This is a genomic window from Croceibacterium aestuarii (genome assembly GCF_030657335.1).
Lineage (GTDB): Bacteria > Pseudomonadota > Alphaproteobacteria > Sphingomonadales > Sphingomonadaceae > Croceibacterium_B > Croceibacterium_B aestuarii.
In genome coordinates, this window is sequence record NZ_CP131039.1 from 2,998,979 (window position 1) to 3,011,702 (window position 12,724).

Here is a 12,724-nt window from a genome sequence, read left to right on the forward strand (position 1 = left end):
TGGAGCTCTCAATGCCCCGCTTGCCCTTGCTATCGCTCACTTGCGCCATCGCCTTGTCTGTGGCGGCTTGCGATAGGCAAAGCGCCGATGAGGCGCAACAACAGGAAAACTCCGCCGCCGCCAAGCCAGACGAGGCGCTGAGCGGGATCGTCGACCGCAGCCAGGCCGGAACGCCGCTGCCCGAGGTGACCGTGGCCGACCCGACCGGCACGACGCTCGATCTCGCCAAGGCTGGCGGAAAGCCGGTGCTGCTCAACCTGTGGGCCACCTGGTGCGCCCCGTGCGTTGCCGAGATGCCGCTGCTCGACCGGCTGGCGGCCGAAAAGGCCGATTCGCTGCGCGTCATCACCGTCAGCGAGGACATGAAGGGCGCCGAGCTCGTGGTGCCGTTCTTCGCCGAGAAGAAATTCGCGCATCTGCCGCAATGGATCGACCCGAGGAACGATCTCGCCTTCGGCATGGGCGGCGGGGCGAGCCTGCCGCTGACCGTGCTCTACGATACCGACGGCAAGGAGCTGTGGCGCGTGATCGGCGGGTTCGACTGGTCGAGCGACGAGGCCAGGGCGATGCTCGCCGAGGCCGATGGCTGAGGACCACTCGCAACTGGCGCTCGACCGCCGCGCGACGCTCGGTCTGCTCGGGCTGGGCGGCGCGGCACTGGCCGGGTGCGGCGGCGGGGCGCGGGCGGCAGCCTGCCTCGCCACACCGGCCGAGACGCGCGGCCCGTTCGCCGGCGATGGCGGCAGCGACCGCGGCGGGCGGCGCCTCACGGTGCTCGCCAGCGACGACGTCATCCGCAGCGACATTCGCGGCAGCTTCGCCGGCCTCGACGGACACGCGGACGGCGTCCCGCTCGACCTGACGATCACCTTGCTGGGCACCGCCGGAGGGTGCAACCCGATGGCCGGATGGGGCCTCTACCTGTGGCATAACGACGCGGCGGGGAAGTACTCGCTCTACGACCTGCCGCACGCCAACTACCTGCGCGGACTGCAGCAGAGCGGCGATGCGGGGACGCTGCGCTTCCGGACGATCCTGCCGGGCTGCTACGGCGGGCGCGCGCCGCACCTGCACTTCGAGGTCTATTCGAGCGCTCAGGCCGCGATCGCCGGGGATCCTGCCTTGCTCGCCTCGCAATTTGCCCTGCCCGAAGACAAGTGCCGCGCGGTCTATTCGGCCGATCCGCGCTATGGCGACAGCCTCGCCAACCTCGACCGCTGGCCGACCGGACGCGACTTCGTGTTCCGCGACGCGAGCGACGAGGAACTGGCGCTGGAGACGATCGCGCTGGAGGGCGATGCGAGGAGCGGCCTCAGGGGGGCGGCGACTGTCGCCATCGCCTACTAGCGCGTGGGCGCTGACGGGCTCGAACCGCCGACCCTCTCGGTGTAAACGAGATGCTCTACCAACTGAGCTAAGCGCCCCACGCGGGAAGCGCGGATTTAGCGGGTTTTTCCGGTCTTACAACCGCCACCCGCGTCATCGGCGCAAACTAGCCCGGCAGCTTGAACAGGTGTGCGGCATTGCCGCCGTAGATCGCCCGCTTGACCGCGCCTGGCAGCTGAACCTCGTCCATGAAGCGCACTGTCGGCTCCATCTCCTCATAGGGATAATCGATCGCCCACAGCACGTTCTCGGCGCCAAGAACCTCGACCGCATAGGCAAGCGTGGGCGCATGGACGAACCCACTCGTGGTGACCGCAAAGTTGCGCAGGAACACCTCGGACGGCTTCAACTTGGCCTCATACGATTGCGGCCGGTACTCGTACCAGTGATCGGCCCGCGAGAGGTAATACGGCACGTTCTCGCCCATGTGGCCGAGGACTATCCTGAGTTTCGGGTAGCGCACGAAGACGTCCGACAGGATCATGCGCATGGCGTGGGTGCCGGTCTCAATCGCATATCCCCAGATCGCGGCTCGCAGGCGATTGTCGCGAAACGGACCGGCGAGGCCGTCCGACGGACAGCGCGGGTGGATGTAGATCGGCCGGTCGAGCGCCTCCGCCGCTTCGAGGATCGGCCCGAAGCGCGGATCGTCGAGGTAGAGGTTGTCGGTGTGCGAATTGACGATGAAGCCGTGCAGGCCGAGCTGGTCTATCGCCCGCTCCATCTCGCGCGCAGCCGCCGCGGGGTCCTGCGGCGAGAAGCTGGCAAGTCCGCCGAACCGGGCCGGTCGATCGGCCACGATCCGCGCCAGCCTGTCGTTGGCCACGCTCGCCATCCTCACCGCATCGGCCCGCCCGAGCAGTTGCACGCCGGGCGAGGTCAGCGACAGCACGTGCATGTCGATCCCGAGCCGGTCCATTTCCTCCAGCCGGCGATCGGTATCGAACAGGTTCTCCACCAGCGGATTGCTCGCGGACGGGTTGGCGCCCGGCGGCGGCCGCAATTGCACGAGGTCGAGATTGTCTCCCCCGGCGACGGCGATATCGCGGTTCATCGCCATGATTTCCGGAAAGCTCCAGGCTTCCTCGACGGCGATGCGCCGCATCGGTCCCTGCTGCGCCAGCGCGCTACCGCTGCCGGCAACCGCGGCACCCGCCGCTGTAGCGGCCAGGAATTTTCTGCGATCGATTGTCATGTCCCTCTCCTCGAGGCTGCATGGGATACTTGGGCCGCGAGACTCTGCAAGATCGATTGCGTTTGCCGCTGGGCGCCCGGGCGCATTTCACGCTGCTTGGCGCGAACGGTCGGCGCGGCTAGAGGCGGCGCATGGCGCAACCGTGCATCCGCATCCTTGCCACCGGCGGGACCATCGCCGGGACGAGCGGCTCGGCCACCGGAAAGGCCTATCGCGCCGGGCAGATCGGCATCGAAGCATTGCTCGAAGAAGCGCGTGGGCTCGATCTCGGGATGGCCTGCGAGGGGCGGCAGATCGCCGCGATCGGTTCGCAGGACATCGGCTGGGCCGAATGGGACGCCCTGCACCGCGAATGCAGCGCGGCGCTGGCCGACGAGACGGTCGCCGGCGTGGTCATCACCCACGGCACCGACACCGCCGAGGAGACCGCTTTCCTGCTCGACCGGACGCTGCCGGCCGCCAAGCCGATCGTGCTCACCGGGTCCATGCGGCCGGCCGACGCGCTCGGCAGCGACGGGATGCGCAACCTTGCCACCGCGCTGCGCGTCGCGGCCGATCCGGGCGGAGCGGGGCGCGGCGTGCTTGTCGCGATGGGCGATCAGGTGTTCGCCGCGCGCGACGTGCGCAAGGCCGCGACGCAGGGGCCGGAGGCCTTTCGCGGCTTTCCGCGCGGCAGCATCGCGGCGGTCTCGCCCAGTTCGCTCGAATGGTTCGGCCCGCCAGCGCGAACCGGTGAAGCGGCCCATTTCGCATGGCCGCAAAGCCTGCCGCGGGTCGAAGTGATCCATGCCGTCGCGGCGATGGACCGGACGATGGTCGATGCCGCGCTGGCGGCCGGAGCAGCGGGAATCGTGCTGGCAGGGCTCGGCCAGGGCAATGCGCCGCGCGCGGTGCTCGAAGCACTCGGCGAAGCGGCGGCGCGCGGCGTCGTGGTCGTGCGCGCCAGCCGGACCGACCAGGGCTTGGTCGACCGCAACGTCGAGGTCGACGACGACGCCTTCGGCTTCGTCGCAGCGCGCGCGCTCAACCCCGCGAGGAGCCGGATCCTGCTGCAGCTGCTGCTGGCGTCGGGCACGACCGGGCCGGCGCGCATCCAGGCGGCGTTCGACTGAGCGACGGGCCGGCCGCGCGTCAGATCGCCGCGGCCGCCGCCTTGCCCAGTTCCGCGAAATAGCGCGCCATGGCATCGGCCGCCTTCTCGCTCAGCGCGATGAAGGCGCGGCGGCGGTCGCTCTCGTCCTCGACCCGTTCGAGCAGCCCGGCCGAGGTCATCTGCCCGATCCAGCGCAGCGCGGTGGTCGGCGGGACCCCGCTGGCGATGCACAGGCTGGTGACCGAGACCCGGGCGTGCTCCGCGCGCGCGGCGGTCAGGTCGAGCAGGATGTCCCACGCCGGATCGGCGAACAGCTCGCCGTCGAAGAACTTGCTCCGCAACCGCCGCTGGCGAATGATCTGCCGCACCAGCCGCGGGTCGGGCAGCGGCGGACGAGGGCTGCGGATCAGCCGGCGTTCGCCGTCCTTCGGCCCGTGCCAGTCGGGCGCCGGGCTGGCGAAGCGAAACGCCCCGCCCTCGTCCGAAAGGCCGGGCGCGCCCATCCGTTCGAGCCGCGCGGCGATCTCGCCCACCTGTTCGGTCAGGCGCAGCAAGGTAATGCGATCGTCACCCGAAAGTTCGCGCAGCCGCAGGTTGGGAATTCGCGCCAGGACATTGCCGAGCGCGACGATCCGCTCGCCGTGGTTCGGATCGACCAGGATCTGCGGGGCCGAACGCTCGCAGCAGGCAAAGACGTCCTCCAGCCTGGCGGCGCTGGTCGAAATGACGAGATGCGCCCCCGAGCGCGCGGCGCGCTCGTCGAGCCGCACCAGTGCCGCGACATCGGCCGGGCGCACTTCGGGACAATCGAGCAGCACGACTTCGCCCAGCGGGCGGACCTCGGCGTCGAGCAGTTCGGCCACCGCCCCGCACTCGCGCACCAGCAACCCGGCATCGGCCGCATCGTCGCGCATCTGCTCGCGCAGCATGGCGCTGTCGGCAAAGATCGAAACCGCGAGCGCGGTGCCCGCATCGTTGGCCGGCTGGTAAGCGAAATCGGCTTGCGCCATGGCGTCACGCCCTCCTGATTCGTTGGAACAGGATGCGAACAAAACGCGATCAGGTCAAGGTTGAAGCGCCGTTAGTCCTCGAACGGATCGCGCACCAGAATCGTATCGTCCCGCTCGGGCGAGGTCGAAACGCTCGCCACCGGGCACTCGATCAGCTCCTCGATGCGGCGAATATACTTGATCGCCTGCGCCGGCAGTTCGGCCCAGCTGCGCGCGCCGGCGGTGCTTTCGCTCCAGCCGTCCATCTCCTCGTAGACCGGCTCGCAGGCGGCCTGGTCGGCGGCGTTCGACGGCAGGTAGTCGACAACCTCGCCGCCGAGCTTGTAGCCGGTGCAGATCTTCAGCGTGTCGAACCCGTCGAGCACGTCGAGCTTGGTCAGCGCGATGCCGGTCACGCCCGAAATGGCGCAGGACTGGCGCACCAGCACCGCGTCGAACCAGCCGCAGCGGCGCTGGCGGCCGGTGACGGTGCCGAATTCGTGGCCGCGCTCGCCGAGACGCTGGCCGTCGGCATCGTCGAGCTCGGTCGGGAACGGGCCCGAGCCGACGCGGGTGGTATAGGCCTTGACGATGCCCAGCACGAAACCCGCCGCGCCGGGGCCGAGGCCCGATCCGCTCGCCACGGTGCCGCTCACCGTGTTGGAGCTAGTGACGAAGGGATAGGTCCCGTGGTCGATATCGAGCAGCACGCCTTGCGCGCCTTCGAACAGGATGCGGCTGCCGGCCTTCTTCTCCTGGTTGAGGCGGCGCCAGACCGGCTGGGCGAACTGCCGCACGAACGGGGCGATCTCGGTCAGGTCGGCGAGCAGGCGCGCGCGGTCGATCGGCGGTTCGTCGAACCCGGCGCGCAGGGCGTCGTGGTGGGCGCACAGGCGGTCGAGTTGCGGTTCTAGATCGTCGAGATGGGCCAGGTCGCACACCCGGATCGCCCGGCGCCCGACCTTGTCCTCGTAAGCCGGGCCGATGCCGCGCCCGGTGGTGCCGATCTTGCCCTTGCCGGCCGCCGCCTCACGCCACACGTCGAGGTCGCGGTGAACCGGCAGGATCAGCACGCAGTTGTCGGCGATGCCGAAGTTGTCCGGGGTGATCGAGACGCCTTGTCCCTCGAGCCGCTCGATCTCGTTCTTGAGCGCCCAGGGATCGAGCACCACGCCGTTGCCGATCAGGCTCAGCGTGCCGGTAACGATACCGCTGGGGAGCAGCGAGAGCTTGTAGGTGGTGTTGCCGACGACCAGCGTATGCCCGGCGTTGTGCCCGCCCTGGAAGCGCACGACAACGTCCGCCCGGCTCGCCAGCCAGTCGACGATCTTGCCTTTTCCTTCGTCGCCCCACTGGGCGCCGATCACGGTGACGTTGGCCATGGGTACAGCTCTCCACCTGCCAGGGTGGGTCCGGTTCGCCCTTCGACAGGACTCGGCGAACGGATTGGACTACAGGGCCTCGCGGCCCCCGATGCGGAGCGCGCCCTATCGGCAGCGGCGGCGCAGTGTCAAGCGGGGCACGGTTCAGGTCGATACCGGAGAATCGGGAAACATCGCGGCTCCCTCCGATTGGACAGAGGAAGGAGACACGTATGACCGATCAACCCACTCTAACCCTCAACGATGGCCGCACGATGCCGCAACTCGGCTTCGGAACCTGGCAGATCGATGACGACATGGCGGCCGAGGCGGTGAAGACCGCGCTCGATGTGGGCTACCGGCTGGTCGATACGGCCGCGATCTACCGCAACGAGGAGGGAGTAGGCGCGGGTCTCAAGGGTACGGACGCTGTGTTCCTGACGACCAAGATCTGGAACGACGATCAGGGGTTCGAGAGTGCCAAAGAGGCCGCCCAGCGCAGCCTCGACAGACTCGGGCGCGACCACGTCGATTTGCTGCTGATCCACTGGCCATGCCCCAAGAAGGACTCCTACCTGGAGACCTGGAGGGCGATGATCGAACTGCGCGAGGCCGGCCTGACGAGGTCGATCGGGGTTTCGAACTTTCGCGCCGAGGACTTGCGCCGGCTGAAAGACGAAACCGGCGTGGTCCCGGCGCTCAACCAGATCGAATTGCACCCGAGTTTTCAGCAGCGCGAGCTGCGCAAGGTCCATGAAGAGCTCGGGATCGCGACCCAGTCCTGGTCGCCGCTCGGCCAAGGCGGAGGAATGGACAATCCAGCGGTCCGGGCGATCGCCGACGAGGCCGGCCAGCCGCCCAGCGCCGTGATCCTTCGTTGGCACCTGCAGCACGGACTCGCGGCCATTCCCAAGGCCAGCAGCCGGGCGCACATGGAAGCCAATTTCGCCGCCCTCGGATTTGCGCTGGACGAAAGCCAGATGGCGCGGATCGACGCGCTCGACACACCCGAAGGGCGCATGGGGCCAGATCCGGCAAAATTCGACTGACGGCGACAAAGCACGACAATTGGCGACTGGACGGGTCGCCCTGGCGCAGTCAGAAGGAGTTCAGCGGGGGCCGAGCAGGAGTTGCGCCGTGCACGTCATCGCTCTCACCGCCAGCCTGTTTTTCGCGTCCGCCTCCTCGCTAGTCGTGGCCGACGCCGCCTGGGCCGCCTTGCAACCGGAAGAGAGCTCCGCCGCGCGGCGCGTGCCCAGCATGCAGGTCCTCGCTTACGGCGCCGATCCGCTGCAGCAGCTCGATTACTGGCCCGGTTCGCGGGCGGATGCCCCGCTGGTCGTCTATGTCCACGGCGGCGGCTGGAAGCGCGGCGACAAGGCAATGATGCAAGGTTCGGCCAAGCTTGCCGACTGGCAGGCCGAAGGCTACGCCGTCGCTTCGCTCAACTACCGGCTGGTGCCCGCCGCAAGGGTGGAGGATCAGGCGCAGGACGTGGCAGACGCCATCGCCTTCCTGCGCAGCAACGCCGCCCAGCTGGGTTTCGACCCGGCCCGCATCGTGCTCGTCGGACACTCCGCGGGCGCCCATCTCGTCGCCCTGGTCGGGACCGATTCCACCTGGCTTAATCGCGCCGGGCTGACGCTCGACCAGATTCGCGGCGTGATCGCGCTCGATGGCGCCGCCTACGATGTGCCCGACCAGATGGGCGAGAACGCGCTGCTGATGGGCAAGACCTACGAGCAGGCCTTTGGCACCGACCCGAAACGGCAGCTGGCGCTTTCGCCGACCGCCCACGCCGGCGCGCCGAATGCCCGGGCGTTCCTCATCCTTCACGTCCAGCGGAAGGACGGCGTCGCCCAGTCGCGCGCCCTGGCCGACGCCCTGCGCCAGGCCGGCACGGTGGTGAGCATCGAGGGTCTGCCCGGCCGCGGCCTGCGCGGACACGCGGAAATCAACCGGAGGTTGGGCGAGGCCGACTATCCCGCCACGCCGTTGGTCGACCGCTGGCTCGCCAGCGTGTTTGACGGAGCGGGATCAATTAACTGATTTTAAACTCTAAAAATTGTCCGGACCCGGGAACCTGAGAGCGAATTCGGCTGTATTCCGGGCATGATTTCCAAGCCAATCGATCAGCCTGGGGCCGCGCCGGAAGATCCGCCGCTCTCCGGGCCTTCCGAACAAATGTTCTTCTTCGGCGCGCCCCTTGCCCATGTCATTACCTACGAAGAAATCCGGCGCGACGAGCGTCTGCGCTGGACCTACCGTCAACGTTCGCGAGAATTGCCGGTGCCGCCGCGCTTCACGTGGGGAGACACCGTATGACGGTGGCCGATTCCGGCGGACTTGGTGTCGTCTGCAGAACTCGCGGACATAGCTGCGAGGCGGCGGTGTCGGCGCTTGATGAGCGCGGTTGCCTGATCGAGACCGGCAACGGGTTCCTCAGCGACGGGGACCGGGCAACCCTGCGCTTCGGCTGCGGCATGCGGGTGGTCGGCCGAGTACGACCCTTGAGTGCGCGGTTCGCGCGGATCGAGTTCGAAGCGGCGCTCCATCCGGCAGTGCTTGCCCATCTCAGCCCGCCCTCGGCCCCCGTCCGTCACGCGCGCGGGCGCCGGCGAATTTAGCCGCCGAGCGGGTGGACCGAAGCGCCGGTCAGAACGTGTGTGCAACCCAGCGCTTGCGCGTCGTCGCTGCCCGAAAGGGCGGCCACGGTCCGCCAGCCCTGGGCCCGCAGCTGCGCCGCAGCTTCGGCATCGTGGCCGAGCGGGAGGAACACCGCCTTGCGCTGCGGCTCGCTCGCCTTGACCGCGTCGACAAGATCCTCCGGATAAAGCGAAAAACCGGTCGCCGGTTCGTCGCTGCCGCCGATGCGGTAGGTCCCGCCGCGGCCCATCGTCCCGCGCACGCCCTCGGCATAGATCGTGAAGCCGAACCAGGTCTGGTACTCGAACCCGTGGCGTTCGCTGGGGTCGAGCGTCAGCCGCGCCCGGCTGGCAACGCGTGCCGCAATCTGCTTGAGCCCGTCGATCCGGCTGGCGAGCGCGCCGCTGCCATCGAAACCGGCAAGCTTGGCCAGCGCTTCTTCGAACGGCCCGGCGGCGTAGAGCAGCGGCAGGTAGGCTTCCCCGCCCGCCGCGCGCAGTGCGCCCGCGTCCTTGGCATCGAGTTCGCGGCGCACCGCGGCGATCTGCCCGGCCTCGAGCGGGAATTCCTCTGCCGCCAGCGTGTCGACCAGATCGGGGAGCGTGAAATCCACCGAAATCCCGCTCGCCCCCATGGCTTCGAGGCTGGCAATCGCCAGCTCGACGATCTCGGCCGCCGCCGCGACGCTGTCGCTGCCGATCAGCTCGGCACCGACCTGTAACGCCTCGCGCCGCGGGTCGAGCTGGTCTCCGGCAATGCGCGCCACCATCCCGGCGTAGCACAGCCGCAGCGGCCGCGCCGCGCGGGCGAGACCCGTGGCGGCGATGCGGCCGACCTGCACCGTCATGTCGGCCCTGAGGGCCAACGTGCGGAGGCTTTCGGGATCCACGAAACGGAACATGCGCCGCGTCGCCACGCCGTCCATGCGCGTCGCCATCGAGGTTTCGAATTCGATCAGCGGCGGGCGCACCCGGTCGTAGCCGCAGGAGTCGAGCACGGCGAGCGCGGCCTGCTCGACGCGCGTCGCGACCGCCGTGCTCTGCGGCAGACGGTCTTCGAGCCCTTCGGGCAACAGGTCGCGGGTCGGGTCGGTCATGGATGCCCCCTACCCCCTTCGTCATCGCCGCGAAAGCGAGGATGACGAAGGGGGAGTTGCCTCAGAACGCCAGGGCCTTGACGGTCTTCACGCCCTGCAACTTGCAGGCCTTCTCGATGAGATCCTGCGGGATCGGTTGATCGACCGAGAGCAGCAGCACCGCCTCGCCGCCGGCGTCGCGCCGCCCGAGGTGGAAAGTGCCGATGTTGATGCCGGCCTCGCCGAGCAGGCTGCCGATCCGGCCGATGAAACCGGGTGCGTCCTCATTGACGATATACAGCATATGCCCGGCGAGATCGGCCTCGATGCCGATCCCGAAGATCGAGACGAGCCGCGGCGCCTCGCTGCCGAACAGCGTCCCGGCGACCGACCGGTCGCCCTGGCTGGTCGCCACGGTGACGCGCAGGAGCGTGTGGTAAACGCCCTCCCGCTCGTGCCGCACCGAGCGCACATCGAGACCGCGCTCCTTGGCGAGATAGGGCGCGTTGACCATGTTCACGCTCTGCGAATAGTGCTTCATCAGGCCCGACAGCACGGCGGCCTCGATCGGCTTGCCGTTGAGCTCCGCCGCGGCCCCCGAGCGCTCGATGCTGATCTGCGTCAGGTTGCCGTGAGCGAGCTGGCCCACGAGGCTGCCGAGCTTCTCCGCCAGGCCCATGTACGGCTTGAGCTTGGGCGCTTCCTCGGCGCTCAGCGAAGGCACGTTGAGCGCGTTGGTGATGCCGCCGTTCACCAGGTAGTCGGCGATCTGCTCAGCCACTTGCAACGCGACGTTGACCTGCGCTTCGCTGGTCGAGGCGCCGAGGTGCGGGGTGCAGATGAAGTTCGGCGTGCCGAACAACGGGTGGTCCGCAGGCGGCGGCTCGACCGCGAAGACGTCGAGCGCGGCGCCGGCGATGTGCCCCGAATCGAGCAGGTCCTTGAGCGCCACCTCGTCGACCAGGCCGCCGCGCGCGCAGTTGACGATGCGCACCCCCTGCTTGGTCTTCTCGAGCCGTTCGCGGCTGAGAATGTTGCGCGTTTCGTCGGTCAGGGGAGTGTGCAGCGTGATGAAATCGGCCCGAGTGACGAGCGCTTCGAGGTCGACTTTCTCGACGCCCATCTCGATCGCCCGCTCCTCGGTCAGGAAGGGATCGTAGGCAATGACCTTCATCTTCAGGCCAAGCGCCCGGCTGGCGACGATCGAACCGATGTTGCCGGCCCCGATCAGGCCCAGGGTCTTGCCGGTGACTTCTACCCCCATGAAGGCGTTCTTCGGCCATTTGCCGGCCTGGGTCTGGTCGTTGGCCTCGGGGATCTGCCGGGCCAGCGCCATCATCAGCGCAACGGCGTGTTCGGCGGTGGTGATCGAGTTGCCGAACGGGGTATTCATTACGACGACGCCGCGCGACGAGGCATGCGGAATGTCGACGTTGTCGACCCCGATGCCGGCGCGTCCAACGACCTTAAGGTTGGGCGCGACGTCGAGGATTTCCTTTGTCACCTTGGTCGCCGAGCGGATCGCGAGGCCGTCGTACTGGCCGATGATCGCCTTCAGCTCTTCGGGCGTCTTGCCGGTTATGACATCGACCTCGCAGCCGCGCTCCTTGAGGATGCGCTCGGCATTAGGGTCCATCTTGTCGGAAATGAGGACTTTGGGCTTGGTCATGTCGAATTCCTTGAATTCGTCATCCCGGGCTTGACCCGGGATCCCGCTTTTCTGACGCGGGCTAAAAAAGGGAAGCGGGACCCCGGCTCAAGGCCGGGGTGACGCAATTGGCTAGCGCAGCGAGGCGCCTTAGAGCCGGCCTTCCTTGAGCTCTTCGTAGGCCCACTCGATCCACGGCAGGAGACGCGCGATGTCCTCCTGCTCGAGGCTGCCGCCGCACCAGATGCGCAAGGACGGCGGGGCATCGCGATAGCCGTTGAAGTCGTAGCCGACGTCCATCTTCTCGAGGGTCGAGGCGATCTTCTTCGGTACGGCCGCTTGCTCTTCTGCGGAAAGACTCTCGTACCAGTCGCCCTGGAAGACCATGCACACCCCGGTGTTGGTCCGCTTGGCGGGATCGGACACCATATTGCGCAGCCACGGCGTCGACTCGATCCAGTCGGTCACCGTCTTGGCGTTGCGGTTGGCGCGTTCGAACATAGCCTCGCGCCCGCCGATCGACTTGGCCCACTCGAGGGCGACGATGTAGTCCTCGGTGGCGAGCATCGATGGGGTGTTGATGGTCGCACCTTCGAAGATCGAACGGTTGATCTTGCCGCCCTTCTTAAGGCGGAACAGCTTGGGCAGCGGCCACTCGGGATCGTAGCTCTCGATCCGTTCCACCGCTTTGGGGCCGAGGATCAGCATGCCGTGCTGCGCTTCGGAGCCCATGACCTTCTGCCACGAGTAAGTCGTGGCATCGAGCTTGGCCCAGTCCATCTCCATCGCGAAGACGGCGCTGGTCGCATCGTTGATCGTCACGCCGGCGCGGCCCGGGGCGAGCCAGTCGGTATTTGGAATTTTGGCGCCGGAGGTCGTGCCGTTCCAGGTGAAGACGACATCGTTGTCCTGCGGGATCGAGCCGAGGTCGGGAATTTCGCCGTAGTCGGCGTCGAGAACGGTCAGGTCCTTCAGCTTGAGCTGCTTGACCGCGTCCTGAATCCAGACGTTACCGAAGCTTTCCCAGGCTGCGACTGTGGCCGGGCGCGCGCCGAGCATGGTCCACATCGCGCATTCGAGCGCGCCGGTGTCGGAGCCGGGCATGATGCCCACGAGGTAGTCCTCGGGCACGCCGAGCAGCTCTTTCGACAGGTCGATGGCGTACTTGAGCCGGCCCTTGGCATATGCCGAGCGGTGCGAGCGGCCGAGCGACTTGGTGTCGATCTTGTCGAGCGACCAGCCGGGCGGCTTGCAGGTGGGTCCGGATGAAAAGAAGGGACGCTCCGGACGGAGCTTCGGTTGTTCAGTCATGTATTCTCTCCTTGCAGAGA

At 67.8% G+C, this 12,724-nt stretch carries 13 protein-coding genes and 1 tRNA gene; 7 read left to right on the top strand and 7 right to left on the bottom strand.

Features of this window, described 5'->3' with window-relative positions; translation table 11 throughout:
* Nucleotides 1–59 precede the first annotated feature (59 nt).
* Both Q7I88_RS14875 and Q7I88_RS14880 read left to right on the top strand, forming a co-directional pair.
* Nucleotides 60–590 (top strand): TlpA family protein disulfide reductase, encoded by a 531-nt coding sequence (locus Q7I88_RS14875; RefSeq protein WP_305096688.1) that lies wholly within the window; start codon nucleotides 60–62, stop codon nucleotides 588–590.
* On the top strand, nucleotides 583–1,347 hold the full coding sequence (locus Q7I88_RS14880; RefSeq protein WP_305096689.1) for a peptidase associated/transthyretin-like domain-containing protein: 765 nt from the start codon (nucleotides 583–585) through the stop codon (nucleotides 1,345–1,347). The genes Q7I88_RS14875 and Q7I88_RS14880 overlap by 8 nt, the downstream gene beginning before the upstream one ends.
* A gap of 4 nt (nucleotides 1,348–1,351) precedes the next feature.
* On the opposite strand, the gene Q7I88_RS14885 is transcribed toward Q7I88_RS14880, so the two are convergent.
* Nucleotides 1,352–1,424, bottom strand: a tRNA-Val gene (locus Q7I88_RS14885).
* A gap of 68 nt (nucleotides 1,425–1,492) precedes the next feature.
* Entirely contained in the window at nucleotides 1,493–2,581 is a 1,089-nt protein-coding gene (locus Q7I88_RS14890; RefSeq protein ID WP_305096690.1) for an amidohydrolase family protein, read from the bottom strand.
* 131 nt (nucleotides 2,582–2,712) lie between these two features.
* Between Q7I88_RS14890 and Q7I88_RS14895 the strand changes: the two genes are divergently transcribed.
* Complete coding sequence (locus Q7I88_RS14895) at nucleotides 2,713–3,693, top strand: asparaginase (protein ID WP_305096691.1); 981 nt, start codon at nucleotides 2,713–2,715, stop codon at nucleotides 3,691–3,693.
* 19 nt (nucleotides 3,694–3,712) lie between these two features.
* Here the strand turns inward: Q7I88_RS14895 and Q7I88_RS14900 are convergent, their stop codons facing one another.
* Together Q7I88_RS14900 and Q7I88_RS14905 are read right to left on the bottom strand one after the other, a co-directional pair.
* Nucleotides 3,713–4,684, bottom strand: coding sequence for a winged helix DNA-binding protein (locus Q7I88_RS14900; RefSeq protein WP_305096692.1), 972 nt, complete (start codon nucleotides 4,682–4,684; stop codon nucleotides 3,713–3,715).
* Between the two features lie 71 nt (nucleotides 4,685–4,755).
* Entirely contained in the window at nucleotides 4,756–6,045 is a 1,290-nt protein-coding gene (locus tag Q7I88_RS14905; protein ID WP_305096693.1) for an adenylosuccinate synthase, read from the bottom strand.
* Between the two features lie 212 nt (nucleotides 6,046–6,257).
* On the opposite strand from Q7I88_RS14905, the gene Q7I88_RS14910 reads away from it, so the two are divergent.
* The 4 genes from Q7I88_RS14910 (at nucleotide 6,258) to Q7I88_RS14925 (ending at nucleotide 8,651) form a co-directional block, all read left to right on the top strand.
* Nucleotides 6,258–7,073: an aldo/keto reductase gene (locus Q7I88_RS14910; RefSeq protein WP_305096694.1), complete on the top strand. Its 816-nt coding sequence runs from the start codon at nucleotides 6,258–6,260 to the stop codon at nucleotides 7,071–7,073.
* 211 nt (nucleotides 7,074–7,284) lie between these two features.
* Nucleotides 7,285–8,073 carry an alpha/beta hydrolase gene (locus tag Q7I88_RS14915; RefSeq protein ID WP_305098624.1) on the top strand — a complete coding sequence of 263 codons (789 nt, stop codon included), beginning with the start codon at nucleotides 7,285–7,287 and terminating at the stop codon, nucleotides 8,071–8,073.
* A 63-nt stretch (nucleotides 8,074–8,136) separates the two neighbouring features.
* The gene (locus tag Q7I88_RS14920; protein WP_305096695.1) at nucleotides 8,137–8,349 is read left to right on the top strand and encodes a hypothetical protein; all 213 of its coding nucleotides are present in this window, start codon (nucleotides 8,137–8,139) and stop codon (nucleotides 8,347–8,349) included.
* Nucleotides 8,346–8,651, top strand: coding sequence for a hypothetical protein (locus tag Q7I88_RS14925; RefSeq protein WP_305096696.1), 306 nt, complete (start codon nucleotides 8,346–8,348; stop codon nucleotides 8,649–8,651). Before Q7I88_RS14920 ends, Q7I88_RS14925 begins: the two co-directional genes overlap by 4 nt.
* Here Q7I88_RS14925 and Q7I88_RS14930 read toward each other — a convergent pair.
* From Q7I88_RS14930 to Q7I88_RS14940, 3 genes are all read right to left on the bottom strand, one after another.
* A complete protein-coding gene (locus Q7I88_RS14930; RefSeq protein WP_305096697.1) occupies nucleotides 8,648–9,766 on the bottom strand; it encodes an ATP phosphoribosyltransferase regulatory subunit in 1,119 nt (372 codons plus the stop codon). The two genes, Q7I88_RS14925 and Q7I88_RS14930, sit on opposite strands and share 4 nt — an antisense overlap.
* Nucleotides 9,767–9,827: 61 nt before the next feature.
* Nucleotides 9,828–11,414, bottom strand: coding sequence for a phosphoglycerate dehydrogenase (gene serA, locus Q7I88_RS14935; RefSeq protein WP_305096698.1), 1,587 nt, complete (start codon nucleotides 11,412–11,414; stop codon nucleotides 9,828–9,830).
* Nucleotides 11,415–11,543: 129 nt separating this feature from the next.
* Complete coding sequence (locus tag Q7I88_RS14940) at nucleotides 11,544–12,704, bottom strand: phosphoserine transaminase (RefSeq protein WP_305096699.1); 1,161 nt, start codon at nucleotides 12,702–12,704, stop codon at nucleotides 11,544–11,546.
* Nucleotides 12,705–12,724: the final 20 nt, after the last annotated feature.

Bases quoted from the DNA above. Each gene is read 5' to 3' on its own strand.
- Q7I88_RS14880 (WP_305096689.1), top strand. From the start codon at position 583: ATGGCTGAGGACCACTCGCAACTGGCGCTCGACCGCCGCGCGACGCTC.
- Q7I88_RS14890 (WP_305096690.1), bottom strand. From the start codon at position 2,581: ATGACAATCGATCGCAGAAAATTCCTGGCCGCTACAGCGGCGGGTGCC.
- Q7I88_RS14895 (WP_305096691.1), top strand. From the start codon at position 2,713: ATGGCGCAACCGTGCATCCGCATCCTTGCCACCGGCGGGACCATCGCC.
- Q7I88_RS14900 (WP_305096692.1), bottom strand. From the start codon at position 4,684: ATGGCGCAAGCCGATTTCGCTTACCAGCCGGCCAACGATGCGGGCACC.
- Q7I88_RS14905 (WP_305096693.1), bottom strand. From the start codon at position 6,045: ATGGCCAACGTCACCGTGATCGGCGCCCAGTGGGGCGACGAAGGAAAA.
- Q7I88_RS14910 (WP_305096694.1), top strand. From the start codon at position 6,258: ATGACCGATCAACCCACTCTAACCCTCAACGATGGCCGCACGATGCCG.
- Q7I88_RS14915 (WP_305098624.1), top strand. From the start codon at position 7,285: ATGCAGGTCCTCGCTTACGGCGCCGATCCGCTGCAGCAGCTCGATTAC.
- Q7I88_RS14920 (WP_305096695.1), top strand. From the start codon at position 8,137: ATGATTTCCAAGCCAATCGATCAGCCTGGGGCCGCGCCGGAAGATCCG.
- Q7I88_RS14925 (WP_305096696.1), top strand. From the start codon at position 8,346: ATGACGGTGGCCGATTCCGGCGGACTTGGTGTCGTCTGCAGAACTCGC.
- Q7I88_RS14930 (WP_305096697.1), bottom strand. From the start codon at position 9,766: ATGACCGACCCGACCCGCGACCTGTTGCCCGAAGGGCTCGAAGACCGT.
- serA (WP_305096698.1), bottom strand. From the start codon at position 11,414: ATGACCAAGCCCAAAGTCCTCATTTCCGACAAGATGGACCCTAATGCC.
- Q7I88_RS14940 (WP_305096699.1), bottom strand. From the start codon at position 12,704: ATGACTGAACAACCGAAGCTCCGTCCGGAGCGTCCCTTCTTTTCATCC.